At 74.2% G+C, this 18,169-nt stretch carries 16 protein-coding genes; 12 read left to right on the top strand and 4 right to left on the bottom strand.

Going from position 1 to position 18,169, the window contains the following annotated elements:
- The first annotated feature begins 54 nt into the window (after window positions 1–54).
- Window positions 55–354 (top strand): DUF4193 domain-containing protein, encoded by a 300-nt coding sequence (locus tag GD880_RS08610; protein WP_152204128.1) that lies wholly within the window; start codon window positions 55–57, stop codon window positions 352–354.
- A gap of 13 nt (window positions 355–367) precedes the next feature.
- Here GD880_RS08610 and GD880_RS08605 read toward each other — a convergent pair whose 3' ends face one another.
- On the bottom strand, window positions 368–853 hold the full coding sequence (locus GD880_RS08605) for a DUF3093 domain-containing protein (protein ID WP_226909485.1): 486 nt from the start codon (window positions 851–853) through the stop codon (window positions 368–370).
- A gap of 248 nt (window positions 854–1,101) precedes the next feature.
- Between GD880_RS08605 and GD880_RS08600 the strand changes: the two genes are divergently transcribed.
- From GD880_RS08600 to GD880_RS08590, 3 genes are read left to right on the top strand one after another with little or no spacing between them, the layout of a single operon-like run.
- The gene (locus tag GD880_RS08600; protein ID WP_152231221.1) at window positions 1,102–1,815 is read left to right on the top strand and encodes a DUF3710 domain-containing protein; all 714 of its coding nucleotides are present in this window, start codon (window positions 1,102–1,104) and stop codon (window positions 1,813–1,815) included.
- The gene (locus GD880_RS08595; RefSeq protein ID WP_152231220.1) at window positions 1,812–2,186 is read left to right on the top strand and encodes an OB-fold nucleic acid binding domain-containing protein; all 375 of its coding nucleotides are present in this window, start codon (window positions 1,812–1,814) and stop codon (window positions 2,184–2,186) included. The genes GD880_RS08600 and GD880_RS08595 overlap by 4 nt, the downstream gene beginning before the upstream one ends.
- Entirely contained in the window at window positions 2,183–2,962 is a 780-nt protein-coding gene (locus GD880_RS08590) for a DUF3159 domain-containing protein (RefSeq protein ID WP_226909484.1), read from the top strand. Before GD880_RS08595 ends, GD880_RS08590 begins: the two co-directional genes overlap by 4 nt.
- Here the strand turns inward: GD880_RS08590 and GD880_RS08585 are convergent.
- Both GD880_RS08585 and GD880_RS08580 read right to left on the bottom strand, forming a co-directional pair.
- Window positions 2,904–3,596, bottom strand: a complete 693-nt coding sequence (locus tag GD880_RS08585) for a potassium channel family protein (RefSeq protein WP_152231219.1) — start codon at window positions 3,594–3,596, stop codon at window positions 2,904–2,906. The two genes, GD880_RS08590 and GD880_RS08585, sit on opposite strands and share 59 nt — an antisense overlap.
- Complete coding sequence (locus GD880_RS08580; protein ID WP_152231328.1) at window positions 3,596–4,246, bottom strand: potassium channel family protein; 651 nt, start codon at window positions 4,244–4,246, stop codon at window positions 3,596–3,598. Before GD880_RS08580 ends, GD880_RS08585 begins: the two co-directional genes overlap by 1 nt.
- Window positions 4,247–4,384: 138 nt before the next feature.
- On the opposite strand from GD880_RS08580, the gene GD880_RS08575 reads away from it, so the two are divergent.
- Entirely contained in the window at window positions 4,385–6,553 is a 2,169-nt protein-coding gene (locus GD880_RS08575; RefSeq protein WP_152231218.1) for an APC family permease, read from the top strand.
- Window positions 6,554–6,792: 239 nt separating this feature from the next.
- Window positions 6,793–8,034, top strand: coding sequence for a class I SAM-dependent RNA methyltransferase (locus GD880_RS08570; protein WP_152231217.1), 1,242 nt, complete (start codon window positions 6,793–6,795; stop codon window positions 8,032–8,034).
- A gap of 62 nt (window positions 8,035–8,096) precedes the next feature.
- Here the strand turns inward: GD880_RS08570 and GD880_RS08565 are convergent, their stop codons facing one another.
- Window positions 8,097–8,834, bottom strand: coding sequence for an SDR family oxidoreductase (locus GD880_RS08565; RefSeq protein ID WP_152231216.1), 738 nt, complete (start codon window positions 8,832–8,834; stop codon window positions 8,097–8,099).
- A 266-nt stretch (window positions 8,835–9,100) separates the two neighbouring features.
- Here GD880_RS08565 and acnA point away from each other — a divergent pair, with 266 nt between their 5' ends.
- From acnA to GD880_RS20310, 6 genes are all read left to right on the top strand, one after another.
- Entirely contained in the window at window positions 9,101–11,902 is a 2,802-nt protein-coding gene (gene acnA, locus GD880_RS08560; RefSeq protein WP_152231215.1) for an aconitate hydratase AcnA, read from the top strand.
- 278 nt (window positions 11,903–12,180) lie between these two features.
- Window positions 12,181–13,425, top strand: a complete 1,245-nt coding sequence (locus GD880_RS08555; protein ID WP_193314428.1) for a serpin family protein — start codon at window positions 12,181–12,183, stop codon at window positions 13,423–13,425.
- Between the two features lie 319 nt (window positions 13,426–13,744).
- Window positions 13,745–14,476: a DUF222 domain-containing protein gene (locus GD880_RS21020; RefSeq protein ID WP_193314427.1), complete on the top strand. Its 732-nt coding sequence runs from the start codon at window positions 13,745–13,747 to the stop codon at window positions 14,474–14,476.
- An 89-nt stretch (window positions 14,477–14,565) separates the two neighbouring features.
- Window positions 14,566–16,098: an IS21 family transposase gene (gene istA / locus GD880_RS08545; RefSeq protein WP_152231212.1), complete on the top strand. Its 1,533-nt coding sequence runs from the start codon at window positions 14,566–14,568 to the stop codon at window positions 16,096–16,098.
- Entirely contained in the window at window positions 16,095–16,916 is an 822-nt protein-coding gene (gene istB / locus GD880_RS08540; RefSeq protein ID WP_152231211.1) for an IS21-like element helper ATPase IstB, read from the top strand. The genes istA and istB overlap by 4 nt, the downstream gene beginning before the upstream one ends.
- Window positions 16,917–17,033: 117 nt before the next feature.
- Window positions 17,034–18,169, top strand: a 1,136-nt coding sequence (locus GD880_RS20310; RefSeq protein WP_405002737.1) for a DUF222 domain-containing protein, incomplete at its 3' end; no start/stop codon positions are given.

Raw genomic sequence — 18,169 nt, 5'->3', positions numbered from 1 at the left:
ATGCCACGACCACCACGACTGACGACCACGAAGAAACCGGAGCGTGACGCCGAGATGGCGACCGACTACGACGCACCTCGCAAGAACGAAGAGGACCTCAACGAGGACTCGATCGAGGAGCTGAAGGCGCGCCGCGCCGACAAGAACTCCGGGGCGGTCGACGAGGACGAGGCCGAAGCCGCTGACAGCTTCGAGCTTCCTGGCGCCGACCTCTCCGGGGAAGAGCTGTCCGTGCGGGTCCTGCCCCGCCAGGCAGACGAGTTCACGTGCGCCAAGTGCTTCCTGGTGCACCACCGCAGCCAGCTGGCCTACGAAGACAACGGCCAGCTCGTCTGCTCCGAGTGCGCCGCCTGACGGCGAGCCCTCGTCAGCGCCGGCCCAGCGCAGCCACGAGCTGCGCGGGCCGGCGCGTGCATATCACCCAGTAGGGCGTCGCGTCCCGCGGGTCGGTGACCGGGACCAGGACCCCACCGTGCACCCAGGCGCGGTGGCAGGCGTGCGCGCGCGCATCCGCCCCCGGGCCCATCACCCGCCGCAGCCCGTCGGCGTCGAGCACCTCCGGCTCGCCGAGCGCCTCCACCGGGATGACGGCGTCACCCGCGCGCAGCCGCAGGGCGTCCGGGCCGCCGCCGTCGGCCGGGTCCCCGCCCCGCACCACGGCGACGACGGGCGAGCTGAGCACCGCGATCACCGACGCCGCGACGGCGACGACGACGCCGACCGTCACGGCCACCGCGACGGAGGAGAACGGCGTCACGGTGAGGAAGCCGAAGGCGCCGAGCAGCAGCGAGATCAGGTGCATGCTCGGCGGCGGGCTGAGACGTTCGGCGTAGAGCGGGGCGGTGGTGTTCACACCGCCACTGTGCCAGGCCGACGAGGCGCGCCGCGGCCGCCGCGCGCCGGGCACTGGTCCTCGCCCCTCGGCCTCTCGCCGCGCCCCTGCGCCGCCGCCGCGGCGGGCCGGGCACGGTCCTCCCGCCTCGGCCCCTCGCCGCGCCCTGCGCCGACGGCGAACCGGGGCGGAGCGGGCGCCGCCGCGCGGGTAGGCTCTGGTGGTCATCCGGCGCGAGGCGCCGCGGAAGATGCGAGGAGACGTTTCCGATGGGCCTGTTCACACGCCGCAAGAGCGACGCCGTCGACGAGGGCGTGGAGGCGGTCGCGCAGGACGCCGCCGAGGACGCGGACGACGCGGCGCAGCCCGACCAGCCCCGCCGCGGCCCGCACGACGTGGCCGACGTCCCCGACCTCGAGGCCCGCCTGGACCTCGGCGCGCTGCGCATCCCCGCCCGGCCCGGCATGCAGGTGCGGCTCGAGGTGGAGAAGCGGACGAACAACATCGTCGCCGTCACGCTCGGCCTGACCGGCTCGGCCATGCAGCTGCAGGTCTTCGCCGCGCCCCGGACCCAGGGGATCTGGGACGAGCTGCGCGAGGAGATCAGCGGCTCCATCGCCAAGCAGGGCGGCACCGTGGACCAGATCGACGGCCCCTTCGGCACCGAGCTGCTCGCCCGCCTGCCCGTCAAGGTCGCCGACGGGCAGATCTCCCACCGCGCCGCCCGTTTCGTCGGCATCGACGGCCCCCGCTGGTTCCTGCGCGCCGTGCTCACCGGCAAGTCCGCCGTCGAGCAGGAGGCCGCCGCCGAGCTCGAGGCCGTCCTCGCCGACGTCGTCGTGGTGCGCGGCGCCGAGGCGCGCGCCCCGCGCGACGTCCTCCTGCTCCACGCCCCCGGCAAGCCCCAGGCCCCGCAGCAGTCGGGCGCGGAGCCCGACCTCGACATCACCCGGCGCGGTCCGGAGATCACGGAGGTCCGATGAGCGGCCTCGGCCAGCTCCTGCACCGGCTGACCGCCACCCGGCAGGAGCTCGACGCCGCTGACGAGCGCCGGGCCAGCCTGCTGCAGGGCGCCACGGCCTGCGCGGACATCCCGGCGCGCACCCGCGGCAAGGTCGCGGGCGTCGTCTCCGCGCTGACCTACCGCCCACGCGGGGAGGCGCCCGCCCTCGTGGCCCAGCTCTTCGACGGTTCGGCCACCATCGACCTGATCTTCCTCGGCCGGCACGACGTCCCCGGCGTCGAGCCCGGCCGGCGCCTCGTCGCCGAGGGCATGGTCGCCGAGGAGGACGGCCGGCGCGTGATGTTCAACCCCGACTACCAGCTCATCGCCCGCTCCGGGGCGCACGCATGACGGCCGGGCCCGGGGACCAGGGCCCCGAGCGGCCGGCGAGCGGCCCGAGGGACTGGGACGACGACGGCGCCGCGCAGCCCGCCCCCGCCGAGCACCCGAACGGCGAGGACGCCGTCGCGGCCGCCGCGGCCGCGGCCACCCGGCGCAGCGGGATGAGCCAGATCCTCGGCGAGGACTTCTCCGTCGCCGGCGCCGTCGGCGGCGTGCGCGGCCTGGTCGAGGCGGTCGCCCCGGGGCTGGTGTTCGTGGTGGTGTTCATCGCCACCGGTGCCCTCGTGCCGCCGCTGGTGGCCTCCCTCGCCGTCGCCGTCCTCGCGATGATCGTCCGGCTCGCCCAGCGCACCGCCGTGACCCAGGCGGCCGGCGGGCTCGTCGGCGTGCTCATCGGCGTCGTGTGGGCGTGGCGCTCCGGGGCGGCCGAGAACTACTTCGCGATGGGCCTGTGGACCAACGCGGCCTACGCCGTCGCGCTGCTCGTGGCGCTGGTGGCCGGCTGGCCCGCCGTCGGCGTCGTCGTCTCCCTGCTCAAGGGCGAGGGCTTCGCGTGGCGCAAGGACCCGGCCCTGCTCGCCCGGCGCCGGCGGTTCGTCATCGCCACGTGGCTGTGGATCGGGATGTTCCTGCTGCGCCTGGCGGTGCAGGTCCCGCTCTACCTCGACGCCTCGGTCGCGTGGCTCGGCACCGCCCGGATCGTCATGGGCGTGCCGCTGTGGGCCCTCACTCTATGGGCGACGTGGGTGCTGGTGCGGGAGCCAAGAGCTCCTGCAGCGCGCTGAGCTCGGGCTCGGCGTCCGCCGAGACGACGATGAGGAGCTCGTCGCCGGCCTCGAGGGTGTCGTCCTGGCTCGGCGTGATCGGCCGGTCCTCCCGGATGATCGCCGCCAGCGCGGTCTCCGCCGGCCAGGTCACCTGACCGACGCGTCGCCCCACCACCGGCGAGCTCGCCGGCAGGGTCAGCTCGTGCATGCTCGCCCCGGACTGGTGGAACCGGAAGATGCGGACGAGGTCGCCGACCGAGACCGCCTCCTCCACCAGCGAGGTCATGATCCGCGGGGTCGAGACCGGCACGTCCACGCCCCACGCCTCGTCGAACATCCACTCGTTCTTGGGGTTGTTGACGCGGGCGACCACCCGCGGCACCCCGAACTCGGTCTTCGACAGCAGCGAGACGACGAGGTTGACCTTGTCGTCGCCGGTGGCCGCGACGACGACGTCGCACTGGTCCACCGACGCCTCGGCCAGCGCGCTGGGCTCGCAGGCGTCGGCCAGGAGCCACTCGGCCTCGGCCACGCTGGCGATGCGCATGGCCGCCGGCTGGCGGTCGATGAGGGTGACCTGGTGGCCGTGGCCGAGCAGCTCGCGGGCGATCGAGCGCCCCACCGATCCGGCGCCGGCGATGACGACGCGCATCAGTCCTCCTTGGCCGGGCTGGCGGCCAGCACGCGCTGGACCGCCCCGATCCGGTCGGTCTCGACGGCCAGGTGCACGAGGTCGTTCTCCTGCACCACCATGCCGGGGTGCGGCACCACGCCCTGGCCGAGGCGTGTCAGGAACGCCACCCGCGTGCCGGTGAGGTGCTCGAGCCGGTCGAGCTCCTGGCCCACCCACGCCGGGTGGACGTCGCAGGTGACGATGGACACCTTCGACGAGGCGTCCTGGTACTCGGACACGGCGCCGAGCGGGAGGATCCGGCGCAGCACCTGGTCTGCCGTCCACCGCACCGTGGCCACCGTGGGGATGCCCAGGCGCTGGTAGACCTCGGCCCGGTTGGGGTCGTAGATGCGGGCGACGACGTTGCTGACCCCGAACGTCTCGCGCACCACCCGGGCGGCGATGATGTTGGAGTTGTCGCCGTTGGAGACCGCCACGAAGGCGTAGGCGTCCTCGATGCCCGCCTGCGCCAGCGCGTCGCGGTCGAAGCCCAGGCCGGTGACCCGGCGCCCCTCGAACGTCGACGGCAGCCGGCGGAACGCGTCGGGGTTCTGGTCGACGACGGCGACGGAGTGGCCGTGGCCCTCGAGCTGCCCGGCCAGGGACGCCCCGACCCGGCCGCAGCCCATGATCACGAAGTGCACGACGACGACGGTACCGCTGGCCAGAGGCGGTGGGGCAGCGACGCGGTCGCGCGCGCGGGCGTGTCCTCCGCCACCCCGGTGCGCGGCGGCCGCGCGATGCGCGCGGGCCTACCATGGGGCCTCGTGCCGGACATCACGGAGGCCCTCAAGCGGGCGCTGGTCGGACGACCGATGCGCAGCGAGCGCCTGGGATCCACCCTTCTCCCGAAGCGGCTCGCCCTGCCGGTCTTCGCCTCCGACGCTCTCTCCTCCGTCGCGTACGCCCCGGACGAGATCCTGCTGACCCTGGCCCTCGCCGGCGTCGCGGCGATCACCATCTCGCCGTGGATCGGCCTGGTGGTCGTCGTCGTGCTGCTCACCGTGGTGGCCTCGTACCGGCAGACCGTGCACGCCTACCCCTCCGGCGGCGGCGACTACGAGGTCGCCACCGAGAACCTCGGGCGGCGGGCCGGGCTGACCGTGGCCAGCGCCCTGCTGGTCGACTACGTGCTCACCGTCGCGGTGTCGATCTCCTCGGCCGCGCAGTACCTCTCCGCGGCCATCCCCGCCGCCGACGGGCACGAGGTCGCCGTGGCCGTCAGCGCCGTCGTCATCCTCGCCCTCATCAACCTGCGCGGGCTGCGCGAGTCCGGCCGCGGGCTGGCCGTGCCGGTGTACCTCTACATGGCGTCCATCGGGCTCATGGCCGTCGCCGGGTTCATCCAGAGCGCCGCGGGGACGCTGCGCCCGGCGGAGTCGGCGGGCCTGGAGATCGTGCCGCAGGCCGGGTACGAGCAGGGGCTGATCGGGCTGGCCGGGGCCTTCCTGGTGCTGCGCGCGTTCTCCTCCGGGTCGGCGGCCCTGACGGGTATCGAGGCGATCAGCAACGGTGTGCCGCACTTCCGGCGGCCGAAGTCCCGCAACGCCGCGACGACGCTGCTGCTGCTGGGCCTGATCTCGGCGACCATGCTCATGTCGATCCTGGCGCTCGCCCGCGAGACCGGGGTCCGCTTCGTCACCGACCCCGCCACCGAGCTCACCCGCGACGGCGTGCCGGTGGGCGACAGCTACGTCCAGCACCCCGTGATCGGGCAGATCGCCGGCGCCGTCTTCCACGACGTGCCCCTGCTGTTCGGGCTGGTCACCATCGTCACCGGCCTCATCCTCGCGCTGGCCGCCAACACCGCCTTCAACGGGTTCCCGGTGCTCGGCTCGATCCTCGCCCGCGACGGCTTCCTGCCGCGCCAGCTGCACACCCGCGGCGACCGCCTGGCCTTCTCCAACGGCATCATCCTGCTGGCGGTGGCCGCCGTCGTGCTCATCGTGGCCTTCCAGGCCGAGGTCACGCGCCTCATCCAGCTGTACATCGTCGGCGTGTTCATCTCCTTCACGGTGAGCCAGACCGGCATGGTGCGGCACTGGACGCGCCAGCTGCGCGTCGAGACCGACCCGGCCGAGCGGGCGCGGATGCGCCGCGCCCGGGCGGTGAACACCTTCGGCCTGTGCATGACCGGCGCGGTGCTCCTCATCGTGCTCGTCACCAAGTTCACCCACGGCGCCTGGATCACGCTGCTGCTCATGGCCTTGCTGTTCGTCACGATGAACGCCATCTACCGCCACTACGACACCGTCGCGCGCGACCTCGCCGTCCCCGACCTGGCCGCCGCGCGGGCGCTGCCCTCGCGGGTGCACGGCGTCGTGCTCGTCTCCAAGCTGCACCAGCCGACCATGCGCGCGGTGGCCTACGCGCGGGCCACGCGGCCGTCCACGCTGGAGGCGGTCACGGTCGCCGTCGACCCGGAGGACACCGCCCGGCTGCGCGCCGCGTGGGAGGCGGCGGAGATCCCGGTCCCGCTGACGGTGCTGGACTCCCCGTTCCGGGAGATCACCCGGCCGGTGGTCGACCACGTGCGGCAGGTGCGCCGGGACTCGCCGCGCGACCTCGTCGTCGTCTTCGTGCCCGAGTACGTCGTCAGTCACTGGTGGGAGCAGCTGTTGCACAACCAGAGCGCCTTGCGCCTCAAGAGCCGGCTGCTGTTCACGCCCGGCGTCGTCATGGCCTCCGTGCCGTTCCAGCTCGACAAGGTCGATCACGTCGGGACCGGTCCCGGCCACGAGGAGACCCATCCCCACGGCGTCAGGGAGCTGCGGGTGACCGCCAGCCCGACGGAGGCGGCCGGCACGGGCGTGGCCGGTCCGGGCGGGATCGCTCCGGCGGGTGCCGCTCCCGGCGGGCCCGCTGACCCGCGGGCGTCCGTCCCCGGAGCCGGTGCGGGCGCCAGGCACGGCCGCGGGCCGGAGGTGCGCTCGTGAGCGCCGGGACGGGAGGGACCGGGCGTTCGCGGGGCGGCCGGCCGCCGGGGCGTCGTCCGGCTCGCCCGGGGCGGGCCGGAGACGCCCGTGCGGGGGAGCCCCGGGGCGACGAGCACGCGGGGGAGAGCCGCGCGGACCGGCGCCGCGGGGCGCCGCGCCGCGGGGACGGCCGTGGACCCGCCCGGCAGCAGGGGCGCGGCGTTGCTGCGTGCTCGGCCGCGGAGGCGGCGCCCGAGGCCGTGGTGACGGTCGGCGCGCCGGCGCACGGCGGGCACTGCGTGGCCCGCCTCGACGACGGCCGCGTCGTCTTCGTCCGACACGCCCTGCCCGGAGAGACCGTCCGGGTGCGCATCACGGAGCAGCGCTCGAAGTACTGGCGGGCCGACGCCGTCGAGGTCCTCGAGCCCTCGGCCGACCGGGTGCCCAGCGTGTGGCCCGAGGCCGGCCCGGGGGGCGTGGGCGGCGGGGAGCTCGCGCACGTGGCCCTGCCGGCCCAGCGCCGCTGGAAGGCCACCGTCCTGGCGGACACGCTGCGCCGGATCGGTGGGGAGCAGGTGGCGGAGGACGTCGCCGCGCTCACCGGCGGCGCCGGGGCGGAGGTCGAGGCGCTGCCCGGGGACGACGAGGCGGGCGGGCTCGGCACCCGCACCCGGGTCGACCTGACCGTCGACGGCGCGGGCCGGGCGGGCATGTACCGCTTCCGCAGCCACGAGGTGCTCGCGCTGCGGGAGATGCCGCTGGCCCACCCCGCCCTGCTCGAGCTGGGCCTGCTGGGCGAGGACGCGCCGTGGCGGCGGGTCTGGCGCCCCGGCGCACGGGTGGAGGCGGTCGCGCCGAGCACCGGGGAGCCGATGGTGCTCGTCGACGGCGAGGCGGCCGCCCTGCGGCGCCGCTCCGGCCCGCCGCGCCGCGCCGTGCGCGAGCGGGTGGAGTCCTCGGTGGGGGAGCTGACCTACCGGGTGAGCGCCGCGGGCTTCTGGCAGGTGCACCGCCAGGCCCCGCGCACGCTGGTCGAGGCGGTGCTCGACGCGGCGGGGTCGGTGGCGGGTGCCCGGGTGCTCGAGCTGTACTCCGGTGCCGGGCTGCTGACGCTGCCGCTCGCGCGGGCCGGCGGCGCCGTCGTCAGCCTCGAGGGTGCCGAGGGGGCCGTGCGCGACGCCCGCCGCAACCTCCACGAGCATCCCGAGGTCGACCTGCACGCGGGCCGGGTCGACGCCGCCGCCGTGCGGACGCTGGGCGGCGGCGCGGGCGTCGTCGTCCTCGACCCCCCGCGGGTCGGGGCCGGCGCCGAGGTGATGTCCGCCGTCGCCGACCTGGCGCCGGAGACGATCGTGCACGTGGCCTGCGACCCCGCCGCGCTCGCCCGCGACCTGCGAGCGGCTCGGGAGAAGGGCTACGTCGTGCGGTCGCTGCACGCCTACGACCTGTTCCCGCACACCCACCACTTCGAGGTGGTCGCGGCCCTCGGCCGGGCAGGCTGAGCTGAGCCTCTCGGCCGAGAAGGCCGCGCCCGGGGCCACCTTCCGCGCGAAGGGTCCGTCCATCACGGGGACGGGAGCTCGGTGAGGTCGGCCCTCTCCGGGCCGTGGGGAATCTCGATGCGTGCCTCGCCGGTCCGCAGCGCCCGCAGGATCACCCTCCCGACGTACTCGGCGCTGTGCACGACCAGCCCCGGCGCCAGCTCCTGGCCCGGCGTCATCTGCCGGCCGGCGAACTCGGTCGCGGTGATCGACGGTGACACCAGCGAGACGCGGATGCCGTCGTCCTGAAGCTCCTCGCGAGCCACCGCGGTAAGCATGTCGGCCGCCGCCTTGGTCGCCGCGTAGGCGCCGATTCCGGGACGCGGGCTCCTCGTGGTCCCGGATCCGACGTTGACGATGCGGCCCGACCGCTGGGCGCGCATGGCGGGCAGGACGGCCTGCATCAACGCCACGACGCTGACGACGTTGAGGTCCAGGACCCGGATGAACTCCTCGAGATCGAGCTGGTCGAGCGGGGTGTGCAGCGCAGCGCCGGCGTTGTTGACCAGCCCGTCGATCGTGCCGAAGCGCTCGACGGCGGCGTCGACCAGCCTCCTGACGGCCGCGGGGTCTGTCACGTCGGTCTCGAGCGCCAGCGCGCCGCCGAGGCTGCCGCTGAGCTGGTGGAGCCGATCCCCGCGGCGGGCGGCCAGCACCGGGTGCGCGCCCGCGGCGTGGAGCAGGCGCGCCGTCGCCTCACCGATGCCGGAGGAGGCGCCGGTGACGATGACGACCTTGCCCCACAGATCCCACGGATCCATGCACCTCATCCTGCGCGCGGTGCGGGCGGGTGGCCCGGCGAGGCGGGACCCGGCGTCGGGCCCACGGGCGCGGGGACGCGTGGGGATGCGTCCGTCCAGGTCAGGCGAGCCGAGCGCCGTCCCGCGTGTCGGTGGACACACTTGCCCGCCGCGAAGTATCTTGATGTCGAGATATCCGCCGAACGGTCGTCGTGGCACGATGACCGAGGACGCGCAGGGTGGCGCCAGCCGCCGCGGCGCAGGCCAGCACGAGCCGAGGAGCACATGTGAGCACTGACAGCTTCAAGTCCAGGGGCACCCTGCAGGTGGGGGACAAGGGCTACGAGATCTTCCGGCTCTCGGCCGTCGAGGGTCTCGAGCGCCTGCCCTACAGCCTCAAGATCCTCGCGGAGAACCTCCTGCGCACCGAGGACGGCAAGAACGTCACGGCGGACCACGTCAACGCCCTCGCGACCTGGGTGCCCGACTCCGAGCCGAGCACGGAGATCCAGTTCACCCCGGCCCGCGTGGTCATGCAGGACTTCACCGGCGTGCCCTGCGTCGTCGACCTCGCCACCATGCGCGAGGCGGTGACCGACCTCGGCGGCGACCCGGCCCGCATCAACCCGCTCGCCCCGGCCGAGCTGGTCATCGACCACTCCGTGGTCATCGACGTCTTCGGCCGCGAGGACGCCTTCGAGCGCAACGTCGAGCTGGAGTACGGCCGCAACAAGGAGCGCTACCAGTTCCTGCGCTGGGGCCAGACCGCGTTCGACGACTTCAAGGTCGTCCCCCCGGGCACCGGCATCGTCCACCAGGTCAACATCGAGTACCTCGCGCGCGGCGTCATGACCCGCGAGGTCGACGGCGTCCTGCGCGCCTACCCGGACACCTGCGTCGGCACCGACTCGCACACCACGATGGTCAACGGCCTGGGCGTGCTCGGCTGGGGCGTCGGCGGCATCGAGGCCGAGGCCGCCATGCTCGGTCAGCCCGTCTCGATGCTCATCCCGCGCGTGGTCGGCTTCAAGCTCTCCGGCGCCATCCCCGCCGGCGCGACCGCCACCGACGTCGTGCTGACCATCACCGAGATGCTGCGCAAGCACGGCGTGGTGGGCAAGTTCGTCGAGTTCTACGGCGAGGGCGTCGCGCAGGTGCCGCTGGCCAACCGCGCCACCATCGGCAACATGAGCCCCGAGTTCGGCTCCACCGCGGCGATCTTCCCGATCGACGACGTCACCATCGACTACCTGCGCCTGACCGGCCGCTCCGACGAGCAGGTCGCGCTCGTCGAGGCCTACGCCAAGGAGCAGGGGCTGTGGCACGACCCCTCGCGCGAGCCGGAGTTCTCCGAGTACCTCGAGCTCGACCTGTCCACCGTGGTGCCCTCCATCGCCGGCCCCAAGCGCCCGCAGGACCGCATCGCGCTGTCGGACGCCAAGGAGGCCTTCGCCGACGTGCTGCCGCACTACGTGGGCGAGGAGCCGGCGCTGGGCGAGAACAAGCTGGACGAGGCGGTCGAGGACACCTTCCCGGCGTCCGACCCCATCGCCGCGGGCACCGACGGCCTCGAGGAGGTCGTGCACGAGCACCGCCTGGGCCTCGGCCGTGCCTCCAAGAAGGTGCCGGTGACCATGGAGGACGGTCGCCAGACCGAGCTGGACCACGGCGCCGTCGTCATCTCCTCGATCACCTCGTGCACCAACACCTCCAACCCCTCGGTGATGCTCGCGGCCGGCCTGCTGGCCAAGAACGCCGTCGAGAAGGGCCTGCAGGTCAAGCCGTGGGTGAAGACGTCGATGGCGCCGGGCTCGAAGGTCGTCACCGGCTACTACGACAAGGCCGGCCTGTGGCCCTACCTGCAGGAACTGGGTTACCACCTCGTCGGTTACGGCTGCACCACCTGCATCGGGAACTCCGGCCCGCTGCCGGAGGAGATCTCCGCCGCGGTCAACGAGAACGACCTCGCCGTCGCCTCGGTCCTCTCGGGCAACCGGAACTTCGAGGGGCGCATTCAGCCCGACGTGAAGATGAACTACCTCGCCTCGCCGCCGTTGGTCATCGCCTACGGCCTGGCCGGGACCATGGACTTCGACTTCACCAACGAGCCCCTCGGGAAGGACAAGGAGGGCAACGACGTCTTCCTCAAGGACATCTGGCCCTCCGCGGCCGAGGTCGAGGCGACGATCGCCAGCTCCATCGACCGGGAGATGTTCCAGGAGGACTATGCCGACGTCTTCGCCGGCGACGACCGGTGGCGTTCGCTGGAGACCCCCGAGGGCAAGACCTTCGACTGGCAGGGCGACTCCACCTACGTGCGCAAGCCCCCGTACTTCGAGGGCATGCCGGCCCAGCCCGCAGCGGTGCAGGACATCACCGGCGCCCGCGTGCTCGCCAAGCTCGGCGACTCGGTGACGACGGACCACATCTCCCCGGCCGGCTCGATCAAGCCCGACAGCCCGGCGGGCACGTACCTGGCCGAGCACGGGGTGGCCCGCCGCGACTTCAACTCCTACGGCTCGCGCCGCGGGAACCACGAGGTCATGATCCGCGGCACGTTCGCCAACATCCGCCTGCGCAACCAGCTCGTGCCGGGCGTCGAGGGCGGGTTCACGAAGAACTTCCTCACCGGCGAGCAGGAGACGATCTTCGACGCCTCCATGGCCTACCAGGAGGCCGGCGTGCCGCTGGTGATCCTGGGCGGCAAGGAGTACGGCTCGGGCTCCTCGCGCGACTGGGCCGCCAAGGGCACCTCGCTGCTCGGCGTCAAGGCGGTGATCACCGAGAGCTTCGAGCGCATCCACCGCTCGAACCTCATCGGCATGGGTGTGCTGCCGCTGCAGTTCCCGGCCGGCGAGAGCGCGGAGTCGCTCGGCCTGGACGGGACGGAGACGTTCGACATCTCCGGGGTGGCCGCCCTCAACGCGGGCACCACGCCGAAGACGGTCAAGGTGACGGCGCGCAAGGAGGACGGTTCCAGCGTGGAGTTCGACGCGGTCGTCCGCATCGACACGCCCGGTGAGGCGGACTACTTCCGCCACGGCGGCATCCTGCAGTACGTGCTGCGCCAGCTCGTCGCCGCCGCCTGACCCGGCACGGCACCCGCCCCGCTCGAGGGCGGGGCGCGCGGCCCCGTCCCTCTCGGAGGGGCGGGGCCGCGCCGCGCGCGGCGCCTTGGCGCGGCCGCGTCTGACGCGGCGGCCGAGGTTGTGACGGTCTCGTGGTCTGGCAGGTGGCTTCGTGACCGTCCCGTGGCCTGGCAGGTGGCTTCGTGATCGTCCCGTGCTTCCAGGCGCACACGGTGGTACCTAGGTTCGTCCGTATGTTGCGGCGAGGGACCCTGGGGAAGCTGCTTGTCCTTCCCTTGGTGCTCGCCACGGCCACGTGCGGCGGCCCCGACGACGGCGTCACGCTGCAGTCGGACGTTCCTCGCGAGCACGTGGCGGTCGTGGACGCCGCCGGCGTCCCGGACGTCGTCGCCGCCACCACGGAGCTCGGTGCGGAACTCCTCGCTGGAGCCCCTCCGCGACAGAACGCCGTCATCTCACCGGCCTCACTCACCGTCGTGCTCTCGATGCTGGCCGAGGGCGCCCGCGGCGCCACCGCCGCCGAGCTGGACGGTGCGCTCGGCGCGTCGGGCGAAGTTCGAACTGCGGCCGTCAACGCGCTGCTGACCGAGCTGTCGCAGCACGAGGGGGAGCCGTCCGTCGCGTCAGACGACAAACTGCCGCACCGCCCGGTGCTGCACCTGGCGAGCCGCGTCGTCGTCGACGATGGCATGGACGTGCAGGACGCCTACCTGGACCGGCTCGCGGCCGGCTACGGCGCGGGGGTCGCCTCGGCGGACCTCTCCGGGGCCTCCGGCAAGGCGGCGCTGGATGCGTGGGTGGCCCACCACTCGGGCGGGCTGATCGAACACTCGGGGATCGAGCCCGACGAGTCGCTCCGGCTGGTGCTGCAGAACAGCGTCTTGCTGGCCGCGGCCTGGACCGCACCGTTCGACCCGCAGCTGACCAGCACCGATCCCTTCACCACGGGTTCGGGCGCACGGGTCGGTGTGCCGACGATGCACCGCACGGGCGAGGTCGCGTACACGGCGGACGGTCCGTGGCAGGCCGTGCGCCTGCCCTACGTCGACGGCTTCGCGCTGGACGTCGTGCTTCCCTCGAAGGGGAGGTCGCCCGCCTCCCTCACCGGCGACGAGTGGGCGGCGCTCGGCGCCGCCCTGCGGACGGGGGAGACCGCCACCGACGTCGTCCTGGCGCTGCCCTCCGTGCACCTGACCAGCGCGGTCGACCTCGCGGACGGGCTGCGTGACGCCGGTGTGCGGGCGGTGTGGTCCCCCGCGACCGCGGACCTGCGTGGCATCGCCGAGACGGACGACGGCGCGCCGCTCTACCTCGGGGTGGTCGGCCAGCAGGTGACGCTGTCCATCGACGAGGCGGGCACCGTCGCGGCGGCGACCACCGAGGCAGGGATGATGAGTGGCGCCATGCTGGAGCCGGCACGGCCGGTCGAGATGACCGTTGACCGGCCGTTCGCCGTGCGCATCGTGCACGTCCCGACGGAGCTGCCGGTGTTCATGGCCGTGGTGAACGACCCGCGAGGCTGACGGTCGCCGTCGCCTGCCAGCGGCCGTCCGGGCTGCCGCGTCTCTCATACCCGCCGTCCGGATCAGCCTCGGCGCGCTGGCGCCGGTGTTCCGCGTAGCTGGCTCGCCGTCGGTGATCACCGTGTCGATCTCGGTTCGTGTCGCTGTGGCCGGTGTTTCCACAGGGGTGGTGGGTGTCGTGGTCGGTGTGGGTGGGTCGTTCTAGGCTGGACGTATGTTCGAAGAAGAGCGGGGTGGGGGTGCCGTGCCGGGCGGGGATGCCGGGGCGTGTTGCGAGGTGGCGGCGGACCGGCGGGTGTGTGGGCACATGGAGGCGGTCATGGCCGCCGCGCGGGCCGAGGTCGAGGCGGAGGAGGCCGCGGAGCGGGCGGCGTGGGCGGCGGGCCCGGTGCTGGAGGCGCGGGCGGCGGCGATCGAGGGGGACCGGCACGCGCGGGCGTTGCTGGGCTGGTGGGACGAGGAGGAGTGGGCGGCGGCGGCGGCGCGGGCGGAGTGCCCGGAGTCCTTCGCCCCGGCCCCGCCGGCGCCGGCGGCGTCGGTGCCGCCCCCGCCGGGGCGGGCCGGGTGCCTGGCGCAGGACTTGCCCGCGGCGGTGCTGGCGGAGATGGCGCCGGACGCCCAGCTGGCGGCGGTGCTCGAGGGGGTGGACGTGGCCGCCTTGGACCCCTACGCGGGCGTGGAGGTGGTGGCGGCGTTCAAGCGGGTGGAGGCGTGGGCGGCGGGGCGGGCGGCGCTGGCGGCGGCGGAGCTGGCGCGGATGCCGGCGATGAGCGCCCAGCGGATCATCGCCCCGGGGGTCAGCGAGGAGGTCAACGGCACGGTCGCGGAGCTGGCGATGCGGTTGGCGACCACCCGGGCCGAGGCGCGGCGGCTGGTGGCGGTGGGGGCGGGGCTGCGGGGGAGCTTCGCGGAGACGGGCGAGGCGTTGTTGGCCGGGGTGCTCGACTGGCGCAAGGCGGCCACGATCGTGCACGCGTTGGGGCCGGTGGCCGATGACGTGTGGGTATGCCAGTCTGAAGTGGCCCCGCTTCACCAGCTAGTGATGGCTTGAAGTGGCCCCACCCTCGACCCTCCGGCCCTTAGCGTCCGGATCGTCTGCCAAGGCGATTCGGATCAGCGAAGGGGCCGGTTATGAAGGAGATGTCGAGAGTGGAGCAGTTCGAACGTATCCGACGAGACGCCCGTGATGAAGGTTTGTCGATCCGGGCGCTGGCTTCGAAGCACAAGGTGCACCGTCGCACGGTGCGGCAGGCGTTGGCGGATCCGACCCCGCCGGCGCGCAAGGTCCCGGACCGGGTGGCCCCGGTGCTGGGGGCGCACGTGACCACGGTGCGGGCCTGGCTGGTCGCCGACCAGCAGGTCCCGCGCAAGCAGCGGCACACCGCCCGAAGGGTCTGGCAGCGGCTGGTGGAGGAGGAGGGAGCGGTGGTGGCCGAGTCGTCGGTGCGGGCCCTGGTCGCCGAGCTGCGCCGGGAGATCGGGGTTCAGGTCGCCGCGGTCACGGTGCCCCAGACGCATCCGCCCGCGGAAGAGGCCGAGGTCGACTTCGGGGAGTTCCGGGCGCAGATCGGCGGGGTCTGGATGCGGTTATGGATGTTCGTGCTGCGCCTGTCGCACTCGGGCAAGGCGATCCACATCGCGTACGCGAATCAGTCCCAGGAGTCCTTCCTCGACGGGCACGTCCGCGCCTTCGAGCGCCTGGGCGGGGTGCCGACGGGAATGATCCGCTACGACAACCTCAAGCCCGCGGTGCTCCGGGTGGCGCTGGGCCGTCAGCGGCTGGAGAACCCGCGGTTTATCGCGCTGCGCTCGCACTACGGGTACGACTCGTTCTACTGCCTGCCCGGCATCGACGGCGCGCACGAGAAGGGCGGGGTCGAAGGCGAGGTCGGCCGGTTCCGCCGAAGGCATCTGGTCCCGATGCCCCAGTTCGCCACGCTGGCCGACCTGAACGAGCACATGGCCGCCGCGGACGCGAAGGACGACTACCGGTACATCTCGGGCCGGGCCGAGACGGTCAAGGCCGCGGCGGCCCGGGAGCTGCCCGGCCTGCGGCCGCTGCCCGCCGGCGGGCCGTTCGACGCCTCCGCGACGCTGTCGTGCCGGGTCGACGCGAAGGCGCGGGTGTGCGTGCGGCAGTCGTTCTACTCTGTCCCGGCCCGCTACGCCGGACGGCGCCTACAGGTCCGCCTCGGCGCCACCACGGTCACCGCGATCGCCGAGGGGCGGGTCGTCGCCGAGCACACCCGGTCCCTGCACAAGAACACCGAGGACCTCCAGCTCGACCACTACCTCGAGGTCTTGACCCGCAAGCCCGGCGCGCTGCCGGGGGCGACCGCGCTGGCCCAGGCCCGCGCCGCGGGCACCTTCACCCGGGCCCACCAGCGGTTCTGGGACGCCGCCAGGGCCGCGGGCGGGGACCGGGAGGGCACCCGCGCCCTGGTCGGGGTCCTGCTGCTGCACCGCACCCTGCCGGTCACCGCGGTCCAGGCCGGCATGCGTGCCGCGGTGACGACGGGCTGCTTCGACCCCGATCTCGTCGCCGTCGAGGCCCGCCGCCACCACCACGCCAGCGCCGGCACACCGGTCGAGGTGCCGGACGGTGTGCCGGTCGATGCCAGGCCCGCCCCGTCCCTGGACCGCTACGACGACCTGCTGGGGGTCGGGGCATGAGCACCGCCACCGCCGCCGCGGCGCGAGCCCGACCGGCGGTCACCGCCCTGTCCGACCCGGCCGCCTCCGCAGCCGTCACCGCGGCGTGCCGCACCCTGGGCCTGCCCACCGTGAGGGAACAGGCCGGCGAGCTCGCTGCCGCCGCGGCCCGGGAACGACTGACCCACACCGCCTACCTCGCCGAGGTCCTCGTCGCCGAGTGCGACGACCGCGACGCCCGCCGCCGCGTCCGCCGCGTCCAGGAAGCGAAGTTCCCCCGCGCCAAGCGCCTAGAGGACTTCGACGCGACCGCGATCGCCGACCTGCCCGCGGCAACCCTGGCCCACCTGGCCACCGGGGCGTGGATCGACGCCGGCGAGCCCCTCGTCCTGCTCGGCGACTCCGGCACCGGCAAGACCCACCTGCTCATCGCCCTGGGCACCGCCGCCGCCGAGCAGGGCCGCCGGGTCAGGTACGTGACCACCGCGGCCCTGGTCAACGAGCTCGCCGAGGCCGCCGACACTCACCAGCTCTCCCGCGTCGTCGGCCGCTACGCCCGCATCGACCTGCTCTGCCTCGACGAGGTCGGCTACGTCCACCTCGACCCCCGCGGCGCCGAGCTGCTCTTCCAGATCATCACCGAACGCGAGGAACGCGCCTCGATCGCCTGCGCCTCCAACGCCCCCTTCTCCGAATGGGGCGCCACCTTCACCGACCCCCGCCTCGCCGCCGCCGTCGTCGACCGCCTGACCTTCAACGCCCACCTCATCAACACCGGCACCAGCAGCTACCGCCTCCGCGCCACCCGCGCGCAGAAGGGAGCCACCGCCCCAAGCTGAACCACCAGCCCCCTAGCCGGCCCCCACCCTTCCCGACATCGAGACGGAAGCGGTCGCCCGGCAACTCAGCAGCACGACCCCGGGTGGGGCCAAATCAAACCAGCACAGTGGGGCCAAATGAGGTTGTCATTCCCAGACGTGGCCTGGACGGTCCAGCACGACGTGCTGGCCACGGCGGCGGGGCGCACGCACAACCAGATCACCCGGGACCTGGCCCGCGAGCTGGTCAAGGTGGACCCGGAGGAGGCCGCGGCGCGGCACGCGCGGGCGGTGCGGGGCCAGCACGTGACGCATCCGCGGGCGTTGGCCGACGGGATGGCGTCGATGTATGTGGTGGCGGGGGCGGAGGACGCGGTCCCGTTCGATCTGTTGTTGACCAACGCCGCGCGGGCGGCGCGGGCGGACGGGGATCCGCGCAGCGTGGACGTGCTGCGCGCGGAGGCGTTGTTCGCGCTGGCCGCCGGGGCGTTGCACACCGGCACCGCGGGCCCGCCGGCCGGGCACTGCACCTGCCCGCGTCACGACCCCACCGACCACCTCACCCCGGGCGGCGCCGACGCCGACGCCGACAGCGACGGCGACGGCGACCGCGGCGACAACGGGAGCGCGGACCGCGAAGGCGGCCCGCCCGACGACACCACCGGCGCGAGAACCGGGAGTGACGGCGCAGCGGCCAGCGGCAGCGCCGCGGACGGGGATGTCGCCGGCGCCACGAGCGGCCCCGAGGGCGTCGCCAGCGGCGGAAGCGGCCCGGATCGCGCCGCCGGCACGGCCGGCGCCGCGGAGGCCGGCGCGACACCGGCCGGCTCCCGCGCCGACGCCGATCCGTCCGCGGCCGATCCGCCCGGCGGTGGCCATGCCGGCGCCGATGGCCGTCCACCCGATGCCGATCCGCCAGACGCCGATCCACCGGGCGCGGGCCCGCCCGCCGCGACCGCGGGTGCCGGTGCCGGTGGTGGTGGTGCGCCTGCCGCGCGGCTGCCCGGTGGTGGCTCACCGCCAGCGGCGGGGGAGGCGATGCTCCCGCCGATCCACCTGCTGATGCGCCAGCGGCGCGGGATGCGCCTGGGCGACCCGGGCATCTTCCGCACCGAGGTGCGCGTGAGCGTGCCCATCGACCAGCTCCTGCCGCCCGCCGACGCCTCGCCCGGCGCCGCGCCCACCGGCCCCGCCGGGGCCGCGGCAGCGACGGCGGGCGCGCCGGCCGGGACCGGCGCCGACACCGGCGCGGCGGGCGCCGGCGCGGCGGCGGG

It is taken from the genome of Georgenia ruanii (genome assembly GCF_009193175.1).
Taxonomy (GTDB): Bacteria; Actinomycetota; Actinomycetes; order Actinomycetales; family Actinomycetaceae; genus Georgenia; species Georgenia ruanii.
Note: the sequence above shows the minus strand (reverse complement) of the source record. Positions and strands in the feature narration are given on the sequence as shown.